This window comes from Noviherbaspirillum agri (genome assembly GCF_054780595.1).
Genome location: NZ_BAAGWA010000011.1, coordinates 98,192 through 114,175 on the forward strand (window position 1 = coordinate 98,192; position 15,984 = coordinate 114,175).

General features: G+C 61.1%; 12 protein-coding genes. 7 read left to right on the forward strand and 5 right to left on the reverse strand.

The window, feature by feature from the left end; genetic code table 11:
• Positions 1-225 precede the first annotated feature (225 nt).
• Together ACYVIA_RS17205 and ACYVIA_RS17210 are read right to left on the reverse strand one after the other, a co-directional pair.
• Positions 226-453 (reverse strand): hypothetical protein, encoded by a 228-nt coding sequence (locus ACYVIA_RS17205; RefSeq protein ID WP_460842945.1) that lies wholly within the window; start codon positions 451-453, stop codon positions 226-228.
• A 429-nt stretch (positions 454-882) separates the two neighbouring features.
• Positions 883-1,542: a hypothetical protein gene (locus ACYVIA_RS17210; protein ID WP_460842946.1), complete on the reverse strand. Its 660-nt coding sequence runs from the start codon at positions 1,540-1,542 to the stop codon at positions 883-885.
• Between the two features lie 404 nt (positions 1,543-1,946).
• On the opposite strand from ACYVIA_RS17210, the gene ACYVIA_RS17215 reads away from it, so the two are divergent.
• Both ACYVIA_RS17215 and ACYVIA_RS17220 read left to right on the forward strand, forming a co-directional pair.
• Positions 1,947-3,383, forward strand: a complete 1,437-nt coding sequence (locus tag ACYVIA_RS17215) for an APC family permease (protein ID WP_460842948.1) — start codon at positions 1,947-1,949, stop codon at positions 3,381-3,383.
• An 11-nt stretch (positions 3,384-3,394) separates the two neighbouring features.
• Positions 3,395-4,048, forward strand: coding sequence for a class I SAM-dependent methyltransferase (locus ACYVIA_RS17220; protein ID WP_460842950.1), 654 nt, complete (start codon positions 3,395-3,397; stop codon positions 4,046-4,048).
• 18 nt (positions 4,049-4,066) lie between these two features.
• Here ACYVIA_RS17220 and ACYVIA_RS17225 read toward each other — a convergent pair whose 3' ends face one another.
• On the reverse strand, positions 4,067-6,748 hold the full coding sequence (locus ACYVIA_RS17225) for a sensor domain-containing phosphodiesterase (protein WP_460843022.1): 2,682 nt from the start codon (positions 6,746-6,748) through the stop codon (positions 4,067-4,069).
• Between the two features lie 357 nt (positions 6,749-7,105).
• On the opposite strand from ACYVIA_RS17225, the gene ppnN reads away from it, so the two are divergent.
• Complete coding sequence (ppnN, locus tag ACYVIA_RS17230) at positions 7,106-8,476, forward strand: nucleotide 5'-monophosphate nucleosidase PpnN (protein WP_460842953.1); 1,371 nt, start codon at positions 7,106-7,108, stop codon at positions 8,474-8,476.
• A 38-nt stretch (positions 8,477-8,514) separates the two neighbouring features.
• Here the strand turns inward: ppnN and ACYVIA_RS17235 are convergent, their stop codons facing one another.
• Both ACYVIA_RS17235 and ACYVIA_RS17240 read right to left on the reverse strand, forming a co-directional pair.
• A complete protein-coding gene (locus ACYVIA_RS17235; protein ID WP_460842954.1) occupies positions 8,515-10,869 on the reverse strand; it encodes a DUF1631 family protein in 2,355 nt (784 codons plus the stop codon).
• 159 nt (positions 10,870-11,028) lie between these two features.
• Positions 11,029-11,745 carry a pseudouridine synthase gene (locus ACYVIA_RS17240; protein WP_460842956.1) on the reverse strand — a complete coding sequence of 239 codons (717 nt, stop codon included), beginning with the start codon at positions 11,743-11,745 and terminating at the stop codon, positions 11,029-11,031.
• Between the two features lie 199 nt (positions 11,746-11,944).
• Between ACYVIA_RS17240 and ACYVIA_RS17245 the strand changes: the two genes are divergently transcribed.
• The 4 genes from ACYVIA_RS17245 to ACYVIA_RS17260 all read left to right on the forward strand — a co-directional run bounded on the left by ACYVIA_RS17245 (position 11,945) and on the right by ACYVIA_RS17260 (position 15,954).
• Positions 11,945-12,442, forward strand: coding sequence for a pyridoxamine 5'-phosphate oxidase family protein (locus ACYVIA_RS17245; RefSeq protein WP_460842958.1), 498 nt, complete (start codon positions 11,945-11,947; stop codon positions 12,440-12,442).
• Positions 12,439-13,782: a GAF domain-containing protein gene (locus ACYVIA_RS17250; RefSeq protein ID WP_460842960.1), complete on the forward strand. Its 1,344-nt coding sequence runs from the start codon at positions 12,439-12,441 to the stop codon at positions 13,780-13,782. Before ACYVIA_RS17245 ends, ACYVIA_RS17250 begins: the two co-directional genes overlap by 4 nt.
• Before the next feature lie 196 nt (positions 13,783-13,978).
• A complete protein-coding gene (locus tag ACYVIA_RS17255; protein WP_460842962.1) occupies positions 13,979-14,944 on the forward strand; it encodes a thiamine pyrophosphate-dependent dehydrogenase E1 component subunit alpha in 966 nt (321 codons plus the stop codon).
• A gap of 11 nt (positions 14,945-14,955) precedes the next feature.
• Positions 14,956-15,954: an alpha-ketoacid dehydrogenase subunit beta gene (locus tag ACYVIA_RS17260; protein ID WP_460842964.1), complete on the forward strand. Its 999-nt coding sequence runs from the start codon at positions 14,956-14,958 to the stop codon at positions 15,952-15,954.
• Positions 15,955-15,984 lie beyond the last annotated feature (30 nt).

Consider the following 15,984-nt stretch of genomic DNA (forward strand, 5'->3'; position numbering starts at 1 on the left):
GGGCATCCGAATGTGAGAAGAAGGTCTGGGACAAGTTGTGCAACGGTACCGTCATACCGTCCTGAATTCCTTTATGTAGTCAAAAGATCATGAAAATCGTCAATAGTTCCGCCCTTCCTTCATTGGTACTGCCGGGAAATGCTTTAATGCAGCGCCACCCTGTCTGCGGTGCGAACCGGCGCTGGCGGCAGGAGCCGCCAGCCTGACCCAGGCAACTCATGGAATCTATTCGAGGCCGTAACTCTCCTGCAGCAAACGACGCACCAGCACCTCTGTTCCCTCCCGCTTGTCTTCCCCTTCTCCCAGTTCGAATACGACGGTGTGGCGCGAGCCCGCCCAGTCCGTGTTCTTGTCGTCCGTCACGGAAATAACTGCCATCAGCTTTCCTGTTTCCAATTCTTCCAGCATCGCCTCGGCGTGCCATTTTCCAACGTTGTAACTCAATGTCTGCATCGTGTTCTCCAAAATGAACCGGCAGTCCGCCCGCAAGCTTTTGCTGAACAAACCGTCAGCATGCAGCGTGCGTCTGCCATGCGGCGCGCTTGCGCGCCAGGTGCTGCGGTCCGCGCCCGATGCCATGCGACACACAGTCAAGCGTGAGGTGGATGAGGAATGGGAGCGGACACGCGGAATATCCGGATACCGACCGGCGTTTCCGGGTAATTGAAAGCGTGCGGCGCAATGCGCCACGGAGGACATGCCATCCGCGACTTCGCACGCGACGTAGCACTTATTTCACTCCAACAAAGTTGATGCCGCGATGACTGTGCTCAACATCTGCGCACCTTGCCTGCCTTGCATGGGGTGCTTACGCGTGTGCGTACCCGTCACACCTTCCGTGGAAGAAATTTTCCGGAGGACGCCGCCAGGGATGAAGCGTCGCTATTGGCTGCCATAGCGATTGGTTGGCGTGTTTGTCTTGCTTTCGGAGTCGGCTCCCGCATCGGGAGAGCGCCGGCCCGCGCCGGTTGCGCCAGCCGCGCCATCCCCTCCTCCGCTTGCGCTGCTGCCGCTTGACGGGGCACTGCCAGAATCGCCTGATCCGCTCGCATCGCCGACGCTACCGGAACTGCCCGCCGTTGCTCTGTCACCGCTCGTGCCTACGGTTTCGCCCGTTCCCGTGGCGCCGCCGGTCGAGCCGATCCCTTCCCAGCGGGGATTGGCGCTGCTGCTGCCGCTAGTGCCGGTTGCGTCTTCCGGTCCGGATGAAGCGTTATTGCCGCTGGAGGAACCACTGGAGGTGACGGTGCCGTCGCTCTGGCCCGACACACCAGGAGTCGGCGCGCCGCCGGCATTTCCGATGGAGCGCGTCGTCGCGCTGCCGGAGGTTGATCCTGAATCACCTGGATTGACCACGGCTTTGTTCCCGCGCGGTTCGTCGGATTGCATGCTGGAACTGCCGGAAGACGTATCGGATGGCGCGCCCGATGTCGTGCCCGGTAACTGTGCGGAGGCGCCACCCGAGGCGGATGGGCTTTGCGCCATCGACACCGGGACGGTCGTAAGCAAAGACACGAAAACTGCCAATGGAAATCTTTTCATGCTGGCTCCTGAAAAAGGGGACGCGGGGTGCGACTGCCTGACGGCAGAGCCGTGCGTCGTGCCGAGTCGTGGCGGTGGCTCATCTCAGTTCATCTCGATTGCGAAACGGCATTCCGCTTCGCGTCGCAGGAAAACGGTATCGACTGCGCAGGACACAGGTCACTAACAGAGGCAACGATAGCAGGCCGGTAAAAATATCCTGGCTTGCTTTCTCGCACCATGCGCAGGTAAGACATTAGGCAACGTACGCAGGTTCGCTGAATTTCCTGTGGAGATAAATCTGCGTGCCGCTTGATGTTCGTGTGCAAACCCTTTGAGCAATCCCCAAGCGCTCCGCAAAATCCGAAACTTTTCCGACGGCGCTGCCTCGCAAAAGGACTTTTTCATGTCGACAGATGAGTCTCATGAGCACACGGCGCGCATCCGAGGAAGCTGCAGACGAGCCAGGCACTGCCGGCGACGTACCGCAGCGCATCCTCGGTATGTGGGAGGCAGTCGCATTGATTGTCGGCATCGTGATCGGCGCGGGCATCTTCAAGGCGCCGTCCATGGTTGCCGGAATGACTGGCGACCCCGTGTGGATGTTTGGCGCATGGCTGGCCGGCGGCTTGATCTCCCTGGCGGGAGCCCTGTGTTACGCAGAACTTGCTACTGCCTATTCGCACGTTGGCGGTGATTATCACTTCCTGCGGCGTGCTTACGGCAACTCGGTTTCCTTCCTGTTCGGATGGGCGCGCTTTTCCGTGATCACCACCGGCTCCATCGCCCTGCTGGCGTTTGTCTTCGGCGATTACATGGTGCAAGTGCTGCCCCTCTCGACGACCACGGGAAATACCGGCGCCTCGATTTATGCCGGCGCCGCGATCGTCGCGCTATCGTGGATCAACCTGCGCAGCACCCGCAGCGGCACCGTCACCCAGGCGTGGCTGACCGCGCTGGAGATACTCGGCTTGCTGCTCATCGTCGTCGCCGCCCTGTTTGCCGACACGCCGGGCGGCACCGTCACCGCCGTGCAGCACAACCCTGCCGCGGCATCGCTGGGACTGGCGATGGTGTTCGTGCTGCTCACCTATGGCGGCTGGAATGAGGCCGCCTACATCAGTGCCGAGCTGAAGGATGTGCGGCGCGACATGGTCAAGGCGCTGGTCTGGTCCATCACGCTGATCACCTCTCTCTACCTGCTCGTGACCTGGGCATACTGGAGAGGGCTCGGACTGCAGGAAATGGCGGCATCGGAAGCGATCGCCGCCGACCTGCTCGACAAGGCATTCGGCCCTGCAGGCGCACAGGGAATTTCGCTGATGGTGGCCATGTCGGCGCTGACCTCGATCAACGCGACGATGATTGTCGGCGCGCGTTCCAGCTATGCGATCGGCCGCGACTGGCCGCAGCTCGCCGCATTGGGGCGCTGGCATGGCGAGCGCGACACACCGGTGAACGCGCTGCGCGTGCAGTGTGCCGCGGCGCTGCTGCTGGTCGTCGTCGGAAGCTGGACCGGGAGCGGCTTCAAGTCGATGGTGGAATTCACCGCGCCGGTCTTCTGGCTGTTCTTCCTGCTGTCCGGGCTGTCCCTGTTCGTGCTGCGCGTGCGCGAGCCGCATACCGAGCGGCCCTTCAAGGTACCGATGTTCCCGCTGCTGCCGCTGCTGTTCTGCGCGATGTGCGCCTACATGCTCTGGTCCAGTCTTTCCTATGTCCATAGCCAGTCCTTCGGCGGCCTGAACGCCGCCTGGATAGGCGTCGCCGTGCTCGGCGCCGGCGGCGTCCTGTTGTTGCTGCTCCACGCGCACAAGGCCCGCGACGAAAGGCGGCGCCGGGCCGCCGTGCGATCCCTTTCATGAAGGAGAAATCCATGCACCGCTTGAACCCTATGCACCATATTGACCAGCAACGCAAAGTGGTACGTACCGCGTGCCGTAATCCGCGCCAGGCAGCGCAGTCCCTGTCTACGCTGTTTTCCACGATCCTCGCACTCGCAGCGGCGCTGCTCATGGTCGCCAGCGCCTCCGCGCAGGAACGCAAGCCGGACGTGCCCTACGTGCCTACGCCGCAGGACGTGGTGGACCGCATGCTGGAGCTGGCCAAGGTCGGGAAGAACGACGTGGTCTATGACCTTGGCTGCGGCGACGGCCGCATCGTGATCACGGCGGCGAAGGAGCATGGCGCACGTGGCGTCGGCATCGACCTCAATCCCGAGCGGATTGCGGAGGCAAAAGCCAATGCCGAGCGCGCCGGCGTGAATGGAAAGGTGAGCTTCCGGGTCGGGGACTTGTTCACCAGCGATTTCTCGGAAGCCAGCGTCGTGACGCTGTACCTGCTGCCGGACGTCAACCGCGCACTGCGTCCGCAGCTCTGGAAGCAGCTCAAGGTCGGCACGCGCGTGGTATCACACGACTTCGACATGGGCGCGAAATGGCCGCCGGAGAAAACCGAGCGCGTTGCGGGCAAGACGCTCTACTACTGGACGATCACGTCGGCAAACAAGGCCGCTGTGGCATCGAGGTAGGCATTTTTGTCAGCGTTGTCAGTGCAGCTGCAGCCGCCGGTTGTCCTTCAATAGCATCGTCAGCTCCTCCACCGGCACGGCCTGGCTGAACAGGTAGCCCTGCATTTCGTCACAACCGTTCTCGCGCAGGAAGGAGAGCTGCTCCGTGCTGGACACGCCCTCGGCGACCACGCTCATGCCGAGATTGTGTCCCAGCGCGATGACGGCGCGCGCAATGATCGCGTCGTTCGGATCCGCGCCGATATCCTGCACGAAGGACTGGTCTATTTTCAGGCGATCGACCGGGAAGCGCTGCAGGTAACTGAGGCTGGAATACCCGGTGCCGAAGTCGTCGATGGCAAGGCGCAAGCCCATGTCCTTGAGATCCAGCAGCACCTTGATCACCTCTTCCGGATTCTGCATGACGAGGCTTTCCGTCAGCTCCAGCTCCAGCATGCTGGCATCCAGGCCAGACGCGTCCAGTGCCTGCCGCACCAGCGTCACCAGCGGTTTCGGCGCAAACTGGCGCGCGGAGATATTCACGGCAACGCGCAGCGGAGGCAGGCCGGCTTCCTGCAAGGTTCTTGTTTGTGCACATGCCGTATAGAGCACCCACTCGCCGATCGGCACGATCAGCCCGGTCTCCTCGGCAAGCGGAATGAATGTGGCGGGCGAAATGAGGCTGCCATCGCCCGGATACCAGCGCAGCAGCGCCTCCGCACCGACGATCTCGCCGCTGCGCAAGTCCACCTTCGGCTGGTAATGCAAGGCGAACTCGTCCTCTTCCAGCGCCTGCCGCAGGCGCGACTCCAGTGACAGCCTTTCCGTCACCCGCTTGTTCATGGCGGGCGTATAGAACTGGAAGTTGTTCCTGCCGTGCTCCTTGGCCCGATACATCGCAGCGTCGGCATTCTTGAGCAGGGTATCGACATCGCGCCCGTCCTTGGGAAAGAAGCTCAGGCCGATGCTGCAACTGACAAAAAGCTTGTGCCCGTTGATCATCAGGGGGCGATCCACCGTCTTCAGCAGGCGCTCCATCAGGGACGCAATGCTCTTCTCGTCGCGCTGCCCGACCAGCACGAAGGCGAACTCATCGCCGCCGTAACGTGCGATCGTGTCCTGGTCGCGCAGGCAGCCCACCAACCGTTCCGCAACCCGCTTGAGCAATTCGTCGCCGATGTTGTGGCCGAGGCTGTCGTTGATGAACTTGAAGTTGTCCAGATCCATGAAGCCGACCGTCACGAAGGAGCCGTCGCGCCGCGCGGAGGCGATCGCCTGGCGGATCCTGTCCTTGAGCACGTTGCGGTTGGCAAGCGACGTCAATGTGTCGAAATTGGCCTGCCGCTCAAGCTGCTCTTCGTAATGCTTGATTTCCGTGACATCATTCAGCACACCGACAAAATGCGTGACCCTGCCGTCGGGACCGCGCACTGGTGCAATATGCACATCGTTCCAGAACAGCTTGCCATCCTTGCGATAGTTCCTCAGCAGCACAGAGGCTTCGGCACGATCCTGGATTGCCTGCCGCATGGCGACGATCCCGGTTTGCTGGGTATCGTCTGCCTGCAGGAAGCGGCAGTTCCGTCCGAGCGTTTCCCGCAACGAGAAGCCTGTGATCCGCTCGAAAGCAGGGTTGGCATATTCAATGCAGCCCGTCAGGTCGGTGATGATGATCGCATTCACGCTGGCTTGCAGGGCCCGGTTTCGCAGCCGCAGGCTCTCCTCTGCCAGTCGCCGCTCCGTAATGTCGATGCCCATCCCCGAAATGCATGGCCGCCCGTCCAGACGCACCTTCACGCCCGTCAGGTAATAGGGGATCCACTCTCCCCCCTTTGTTTTCAAGTGCACTTCGACATTCGCCTTGCCCTCCGAGAACACCATGCCGATTCTTTTCTCGAGCAAGGATCGCTCGCTTTCCATGGCCATGAAATCCAGCGGATGGGCGCGACTGACCTCGTCGTGGCTGTAGCCGGTAACTTTTTCGAGATTCTTGTTCCAGCGGAGAAACCGCCCGCTGGCGTCGATCACATAAAAGATGCCGGGTAGGCTGTCGATCAAGGCTTGCGAAAAACCGGCCTCCCTTGCCCTTCTTGCGACTTCTGCCGTCAGTGTTGCGTTGACCTGGTTAAGCTCGGCCGTACGTTCCGTGACTCGCTTTTCGAGGTCGCGGTGCGAGATGCGCAACTGTTCCTCCGAACGGTCTCTCTCATGCACAAGACGCTTCAGGGATTTCAGGCTGCGTCGCAGTTCGAGCTGCGCGACTGCCTGGTGCGCCAGCACGCGCAGCGAATCTTTCTGTTCTTCGCTCAGTTCGCGTGGTATGCAGTCGAAGACGGCGAGCGTTCCCAGCACAAATCCATTGCTGGCAACCAGTGGCGCGCCCGCATAAAAGCGCAGGCTTGGTTGGCTCGCCACGAGCGGATCGCTGGCGAAACGTGCATCGGCCTGCAGGTCGGGGACGATGAACAGCTCCGTCCCTTGTATCGTCACATTGCAGAATGACCGCTCGCGCGGCAACTCCTCCAGGTCGATCCCGATCCGGGCCTTGAACCATTGCCGCTTCTCATCGATCAGCGAGAGCGCCGCCATCGGTGTTGCGCACAGGCGTGACGCGAGGACTGCGATATCGTCGAACTGCGATTCGGGTGCCGTGTCCAGGATGTCGTACTGGCGCAGCGTTTCAATGCGCATGCCTTCTTCGGTATCGCCAATCCAGGCCATCAAGTTCGTTCCATTCACGATGCCAAACAATGACGGGTCGCCAGAGCATCACTCAACCCGTTGGTGCCCGGTAGGGCCATTGATCGTGCCGTACGGCACTTGGATTTGCCGCACGCACGCAGAAACGCCGGATATTCATCCACCGGCCGGTCCACGAGTGTTTCGACGCATGCGTTTCCGAAACGTTCGCCGCGAAGAGAATTCACCATCTGCTCAAAACGTTCCGCCGTGCCATTCCCCCTATCACCCTGCACCGGTGCGGTATACACTCAGTCTTGCCGGCGGTGTAACCTGCATGCCGGGCAGCGGCTTGGAAACAACCGCCAACCAACTATCCCACAACAAGAATTCAGCTCTATGGAACGCTACGTCGTCGATACTCAAATTTCCCCCGAAGGTCGCCTGGAAGTTTTGTCCAAGTCGGAAGTGGCCAAGCTGCTCGACACCAGCCAGGGTGGCCTGTATGAAGTCTTTCGCAATTCCTCGCTGGCAGTCTTAAATTGCGGCAATCCGCTGGACGACGGAAAGGAACTGCTCGAACGCTACAAGTCCTTTGAAATCAGCATCATCCAGCGCGAACGCGGCATCAAGCTGGATATACGCGGTGCGCCGGCAAACGCCTTTGTCGACGGCAAGATGATCAAGGGCATCCACGAACATCTGTTTGCGGTGTTGCGCGACGTGATCTTTGTCAGCAACGAAATTACCGGCAATCCGAAATTCGACCAGAGCACTTCCGAAGGGCTGACGGATTCCGTCTTCCACATCCTGCGCAATGCCGGCATCTTGAAGCCGATGCTCAACCCCAATCTCGTGGTCTGCTGGGGCGGCCACTCGATCTCGCGCGAGGAGTACGACTACAGCAAGAAGGTCGGCTACGAGATCGGCCTGCGCGGCATGGACATCTGCACCGGATGCGGTCCCGGCGCGATGAAAGGCCCGATGAAGGGCGCCACCATCGCGCATACCAAGCAACGCATTGGCAACGGCCGCTACCTCGGCCTGACGGAACCCGGCATCATTGCAGCCGAATCACCCAATCCAATCGTCAACGACCTGGTCATCCTGCCGGACATCGAAAAGCGCCTCGAGGCCTTTGTGCGCGCGGGCCATGGCATTGTCGTGTTCCCTGGCGGCGCCGGCACGGCGGAAGAGATCCTGTACATCTTGGGCATCCTGCTGCATCCCGACAATGCGGACATGCCCTTCCCGCTGATTTTCACCGGCCCTGTGCACTCCCAGGAGTACTTCACGCGAATCGACCAGTTCATCGGCGCGACGCTGGGCGAGGAAGCACAACGCCGCTACAAGATCATCATCAATGATCCGCAACGTGTTGCGCAGGAAATGCTGGCGGGGATAAAGCTGGTGCGGGAATTCCGCAAGGATCGCAGCGACGCTTACTACTTCAACTGGCTGCTGAAGATCGACCATGAGTTCCAGCGGCCGTTCCTGCCGACGCATGAAGCGATGCGCAACCTGCATCTGCACAAAAACCAGGAGCGGCATCTGCTCGCCGCCGACCTGCGCCGCGCGTTTTCCGGCGTGGTGGCCGGCAACGTCAAGGATCATGGAATCCGCGCAATCGAAAAGCATGGCCGCTTCGAGATCCACGGCGACCGCAGCGTCATGGAACCGATGGATGAGCTGCTCTCGTCCTTCGTCGCCCAGCATCGCATGAAGCTGCCGGGGACGAAGTACAACCCGTGCTATACCATCGTGACGTAAGCGCGGCGATCAGGCACGCAAGCTGACAGCGTGCGGCCTCATGCCTTTTCCGCTGGCATGTTGGCCGCACCGTACAGCAGCGATTCCACGGCGCGATCAAACACCGGCGCCGCTTCGACCGGAACGACCATGCCGTCGCGCAGCGCCTCGATAAGCGACGCATACGTGTACAGCACGAGCCCGCCATCGCGCTCCTTCTGCTCGCTCCCCTCCTTCTTGAAGAGGTACAGCGAACGATGGGTGCTGGTCCACACCAGCTGCCCCGTCACCGGCTCGGCGTCGTCCGCCCGGAATTCGACCCGTGTGCCCAACAGGTAGGTCTGCGCCAGGAAGTTCCTCTCGGCCGCAGTCGCCGTCACCGCCTTCACGCCCAGCCTCAGATCGGCGGCAACCTCCTTGCGCGCAAAGATGTCCTCGATGACGGAAGCACGCGCTTGCGGAGGCTCGTCGAGCGACCATGATGCCCTGTCCCAGCGGATCGATATTTGCGAGAAGCGCGCGTTCAGTTCGTCGAGCGTAGGCGCTGGCGCACCATTCGCGCCGCCCCCGCCCCGTAACACCGCCGTGTGCAATTCGACCATCTGGTCGAGGATCTGCCTGCACTCTTCTTCCGGCAACTGGATCAGCTGCAGTCCTGCTCGCAGGCGCTTCACCAGATTCGGAAGCAGCTTGATCAGGCCGGCACGTTGCTGCGGGTCTGTTTTTTCCTGCACGCTCCACAGCAGCTCCGGCAGCACCGAGTGGTAGCGCTGATACAGGCTGTGTGCATTGTCCGGAGAAAGCTTCTGTTCCGCGTCGTGCAAGGCTGCATGTACGAGCACATGCGGCCATACGTGGATCACGCAGTCCGAAATGCGCTTGTCGACATTCAGCGAAAGCATGGCATCGCACAAGGCAGTCGTGGCATTCGTCAGCAGCACGCTGAACCGCTCCGCGGCCTCGACAGCATCAATGCCGCGTTTTGTTTCCTTGTCATCCTCGCGAAGATAATTCTCCAGAAACGCTTCGAACTCGCCGAGCGCGGCCGAAAATGCCGCCATGTCCGCATCAAACTCTGCCAGCACTTTGCGCACGATGCGCCCGGCTTCCGCAATCAACACCCTGCCGGCTTCCGCCGCCGGATCAACACCCACGCCAGCCGTACTCATCCGGTTCAACAACCGGCGTGCAGGATGCCTGTCGTCGCGCAGCAGATCCGGTTGCAGAAGGGCTGCCTTCAGCAGCGGAATCTGCAGGCAGCCGAGGTGCAGGCGCAGTTCTGCCGGGATCTGCGGATCGTCCAGGATCAACTCGAACAGCATCGACATGACATCGACAGTCATGCGTTCTTCTACCGTCGCGCTGTCGAGATTGAGCTGTTCTCGAATCTGCGCAGCGTCCCGGAGTTGTGCGGAATCTGTCCCCTGGGCAGACAATGCCTTTTGCATCTCGGACAGTTTCGCCACCAGCGGATTGACCGGTGCTGCCTTTGTAACCGATGTGCCCTGGATTGCTTCGCCGACGGCGGCCGCTCCAAACGGACGCGAGGGCGCGAGCATCTTCCGGATGATTTCATGCAAATTGACGGACCGATTGTTGTCGGCGGGTGTACCGGGATCCCCCCTTGCCGCATCATTCGATGTCGGTCCGCCGACTGCGGCCAGCATCTTTTCCAGACCCGACAGCACGCGGCTGTCCGCATTTCTGGCGCCCGGCACCAGCGTGTCCGGCGGAGCGCCGAAATAGCGCTGATTATGTGCAGCACGCGATCGCTGTGCGAGAAAATCGCCGCGCACACCGGATGCCTCGAACACCTCGCGGATGGAAGAATAGTATGCGGGCAAGTGCTGGATCAGCGCGTTGGCCAGGTGCTGGAACAGCAGCCTGGTTTTCGCCTCATCGCCGGCGGTTTCAAGAATGGCCTCGTACAGGGAACGGGCGAGCAGATAAGGGCGAAACGGGTTCTCGCGTTCGCGCGCTTCGGCATCGCCGTGCATGCGTGCGACGATCACGTTCAGGCGGCCGATCGCCTCTTCATTGGCTTCACGCATGCGCTCGGTCAGGCGACCGACCTCGATCTGGTGATTAACGACTTCGTCATCAATCAAGGACAGTTCGTCGATGGACAGTTTGCGCATGTCGCGCCGCAGATCCACGTACATGGTTTGCATCGCGCGATCGAGATAGCGGCGGTACAGCGTCTGAATGCGCTGCAGGAAAACGTTACCTTCCTGCCGCAGGAAATGCCGGACGGAAGTGAGGGCCGTGTGGTCGGCGCCGGAACGGGCTCGAGCGAGCGCGTCGGCGACCTCTTTGTCTGCATCCTGCACTGCACGTTGTGCTAACGCCAGGAATCCGGATGAGGCACGCTCTTTTGCTATATGGATAAGACGTTGGTATTCCGTATCTGGCATACAAGTGTTTCTTGAGGGATGCGATGCCTATATCTTATGCGCAAACGCCTTCATTGCAGTAGCCCCCAAAGCGCGGAACAGTGCCGGAAGAACACCGGTGTTCTGCATTCCGGCAAGCTCGAAGACCAAACGGGACTTTATTGCAGTGCCACAACGGCCTCATCCGGCCGCCAGCAAGTCCAGTTCGCGCTGTTCCAGATAGCACCATTCTCCCTCGCCAAGGTCGAGCATATCGAGTGTCAGCCCGCCGATTGCAGTGCGGCACAACGCCGAGCAATGGTTGCCGGCAGCGGCGAGCATGCGCTTGACCTGATGGTATTTGCCCTGCTCAAGCACGATCTCGATGCGATGTTCATCGAGCTTGCGGCACGTCTGTGCCGCCAGTGGAGCCGGCTCATCATGCAGCTGGACCCCCGACAGCAGCTTGTCCACCAGTTCATCGGTGACCGGTGCATGGGTCGTCGCGACATACAGTTTCGGCACATGGCGGCGCGGAGACGACTGTGCATGGATGAAGGCGCCGTCGTCGGACAACAGCAGCAGTCCGGTGGTGTCATGGTCGAGACGTCCTACCGGCTGCACGTCGCGCCAGGTGAATTGCTCGGGCAGAAGGCTCAGCACCCCCGGATGGTGGCTGGGCTTGCGTGAACATTCATAGTTGCCGGGCTTGTTCAATGCCAGGTAGACGTGTTCACGGTACAGCCATTCCTCGTCAAAGACCGTGAAGGAAAGGCCGGCGGTCTCGAAACTTGCCCGATAGTCGGTGACGGTTGCGCCGGCAATCGTCACTTCGCCATCGGTAATCAGTTCGCGGCACCATTTCCGTGTGCCAAAGCCCTGCGATTGCAGGATGCGGTCAAGTGTCAGTTTGCTCATGGCGGCACTCTACCAGACAGCAGCAAAGAAAGAAGCATGGAAAACTGCACTTCACGCGCAATAGAGCGTCAGTAGAGCCTCAGTACGGGCATGACATACCTTAACAAGTGCAGAATCGACTGGCGTCAGGATGCCTTTGTCAGACAAACACCGACGTGCTGTAATATCCTGCGCTTTCTGACAATTCCCAAGGTCCGTCATGACGCCTGAGCCCGAACCGCTGATCGACGCCGCGCACGCAGCCTTCCTGCAACAAGGCATTTCGATGTGCGTGGCCGCATGCAGCCAGGACAATATCCCAACCCTGGTGCGCGGAACGGGTTGCAGGATTTCGCCGGATCGCCGGCGCGTCACTGTCTTTGTGTCTGCAATCCAGGCTGCTCCCGTGCTGCAGTGCATCAGGAACAACGGTTCGATTGCCGTGGTGTTCAGTGAGCCGTCAACGCACCGTACGGTCCAGCTCAAGGGAACCGGCGCCGTCATCGGCACGCCCTCAAGCGACGACCTCGTCCTTATCGAGCGCTACTGCGCCGCATTTTCGCGGGAGCTCCAGCCGCTGGGCTTTGCAGCGGCACAGATCCTCACGCTGCTCGCCTTTCCTCCCGAGGAGATCGTCAGCCTGAGCTTTACACCAGCCGCCGCGTTCTCTCAAACTCCGGGACCTAAAGCGGGCGAACCTCTCAAGGGGCATGCATGAACATCAAGCTCGGCGCCATCCGCGAGTGCTTCGAGGGCGTGATCCCCGGGATCATGGCAACCGCCGCCCCCGACGGGACGCCCAATGCCGCCTACCTCTCCCAAGTCCATTTCGTCGACGGCGAGCATGTCGCCCTCTCCTACCAGTTCTTCAACAAGACGCGCCAGAACATGATGGCCAATCCGAGGGCGACCCTGATGGTGACCAGCCCGGTGACCGTCACGCAGTATCGCCTTTCCCTGGAATACCTGCGCACGGAGACCGCCGGTCCGCTGTTCGAAAGCATGAAGGCCAAGCTGGCCGGGATTGCATCGCACACCGGCATGAGCGGCGTTTTCCGTTTGCTGGGCGCCGACGTGTGCCGTGTCCTTGATATCCAGGCGATCCCAGGCAAATCGATGCCCCCCCCGCCCCAGGAGCGCAATCTCCTTGCGGCACTGCGCACGACGGCTGAAAGGCTTGCCGTGTGCGGCGACCTCGACAAGCTCCTGTCTGAAACCCTGGCCTGCCTCGATCGCCAGTTCGGCATCCATCACGCCATGCTCCTGATGCTGGACGCACCAAGCGCCCGGCTCTACACCGTCGCCAGCATCGGCTATGAGCAATCCGGCGTGGGGTCGGAGATCCCGCTGGGGCAAGGCATCATCGGCGTGGCGGCACGGGAGCGTACGCCGATTCGCATCGGTCACATGAATTCCGAGTATGCCTATGGCCGGGCCATCCGCGAAAGCACGGCACACAGCGACTGGGCGAGTGCGCTCGAAACGCAGATCCCCTTCCCGGGCCTTGCCGAATCGCGCAGCCAGCTCGCCGTGCCGATTTCGGTGGCGCAGCGCCTCATCGGTGTGCTCTACGTCGAGAGCCCGCTGGATCTGCGTTTTACCTACGATGACGAAGACGCGCTGGTCAGCCTGGCCGGCCAGCTCGGCATGGCGATGCACCTGCTCCAGCACACCGCCGATATCGGCGACGAGAGTCCGCCCGCCCGTGCATCGATTTCAACGCCCGCCGGCAGTCCCCTGCTCGTGCGGCATTACCCGGAAAACGACAGCGTCTTTCTTGGCGACGACTACCTGATCAAGGGTGTGGCGGGATCCATCTTCTGGACGCTGCTGCGGGATTTTGCGGAGAAGCAGCGCACTGAATTCACGAACCGCGAATTGCGGCTGGACAGCCGTCTTCGCCTCCCCGATGTCAGCGACAATCTCGAAGCGCGCCTCATTCTGCTAAGCAAGCGCCTCATCGAACGGAATGCGCCGGTACGCATTGAAAAAACAGGACGCGGCCGCTTTCGCCTGCGCGTCGACAGGCCGGTGCAACTGCAGGAATCAGCCCGCTGAGGGCGTTTTTACGGTGACGACAGGCATCGTTTTTGTCCGCACTTTCCTAAAACTTCACTTAATTAATCTTAAAAAAACGCTAAGTAAAAAAAGCGCCGGTTTTCGACGGGCGCACCGCAGTAGACTTCGTCCCGATTCGGCACTCCGCACCTGCGTAGGCCCGATCCCAGCCTCTATCCCATTCCGATGAAGGACGATGATGAGCACCCACCATGCAGACAACAGCCCGGCCTCCATGCTCGAATGCATGATGCTGATCCGGGCCTATGAAGAAAGACTTGCGGCCATGCAGGCCGCAGGAAATCTCCCCGGCACGTGTACCGCCGTCGGCCAGGAAGCTTCCGCCGTCGGCGTCATACGCGCGCTGGCTCCCGCCGATCGCATCCTGACCAATCACCGTAGCGCGGGCCACCTCCTCGCGCGTGGCGCCGACCCCGGCCGCATGATGGCCGAAGTGATGGGCCGCAGCACCGGCTACTGCAAGGGCAAGAGCGGCTCCCTTCACATTTCCGCCAAAGACCTTGGCGTCATCCTGACGTCCACAATCGTCGGTGGAGAACTCTCGCTCGCGACCGGCGTCGCCCTGTCGATGTCGATGCTTGAACAGGACGGCATCGTCGCCTGTTTCTTTGGCGACGGCGCCGCGTGCGAAGGCATCTTCCATGAGTCGCTCAACTTGGCTGCGGTCTGGAAGCTGCCGATTCTCTATGTGTGCGAAAACAATCAGTGGCAGGCGTTTGTTCACCGTAAGGAAACGATGGTCGGCGACCACATCAGCGCGTGGGCCGCGCCTTATGGCATCGAGGCGCGCACGGTTGACGGCAACGACGTTGAGGCCGTCCATGCCGCAGCGATTGAAGCCGTCGCCCGTATCCGTGACACCGGCAAGCCCTTCCTACTTGAAACCTATACCTACCGCCTGCGCGGGCACTTCGAGCCGGATGACCAGGCCTACGTCGCCCCCGACGAACTCGCGGCATGGCGCACCAGGGATCCGGTTCTGGCGATGCAGCACAGACTGGTCGAACGAGGAGAAGCAAGCCCGGCGCACATCGTCGAGATGGAGCAACGGGTGGAAGCGGTGATTGAGCGCGCGGTAACGTTTGCCAGCGACTCACCCTTCCCGGCGCTATCCGAATTAACCAGCGATGTCTACGCATAAGGAGCGAAGCCATGCCACAAATGACTGTCAATGAAGCCGTCGGCCAGGCGCTCGCCGAAGAAATGCGCCGCGACCCGAGCGTACTGATATTCGGTGAGGGCGTCGCCACCAAACGCCCCGAGCTTGTGCGGGAGTTCGGCGAACTGCGGGTGCGCAACACGCCGCTGGCCGAGGGCATCATCGCAGGCACCGCGGCTGGCGCAGCCGCGACCGGGCTGCGCCCCGTGATCGACCTGCTTTTCGCCCCGTTCCTCTGCTTTGCCATGGAGGAGATCGTCAATAGCGCCGGCAAGCTGCGTTACATCTCGGGCGGGCAGTTCGAATTCCCGATGGTCGTCATCGCAATGACGGGCAGCGGCTGGGGCGTCGGCGCACAGCATAATCACAACCTCGAGGCCTGGTTCGTGCACAGCCCGGGCCTCAAGGTCGTCATGCCGTCTACTGCTGCAGACTTCAAAGGACTCCTCAAATCGGCCATCCGCGACAACAATCCGGTCCTGTTTTTCGTCGACATGCCGCTTGGCTACGTGCCGGGTGACGTGCCAGAGGGGGAACACAGCATTCCTCTCGGGAAGGCGGCCACCCGACGCGCCGGCGAAGACATCACCCTGATTTCCTACGCCAAGATGGTCGATACCTGCATGCAGGCGGCGGACCGGCTGGCGGACATCGGAGTCGATGCCGAAGTCATCGACCTGCGCTCCCTGAAACCGCTCGACGAGGAAGCGATTCTCGCCTCCGTGCGGAAGACAGGCCGCGTCCTTGTCGTGCACGAGGCAAGCCGGCTCTGCGGCGTCGGTGCGGAGGTTGCGGCCATCGTTGGCGAACACGCGTTTTCCACGCTCAAAGCACCTATCGTCCGTCTCACTGGCCCCGATGCACCGGCGCCTTCCAGCCACGTACTGGAGCAGGCTTTCATGCCTCAACCGGCAACGATCGTCAATGCAGCGCTCAGGATGATGAACCGCGAGGCGGCTGCCCATCAAAAAGCTGAAGCACAAATCGCATAACCACCGTCATAACCAACTTGAAGAGACACA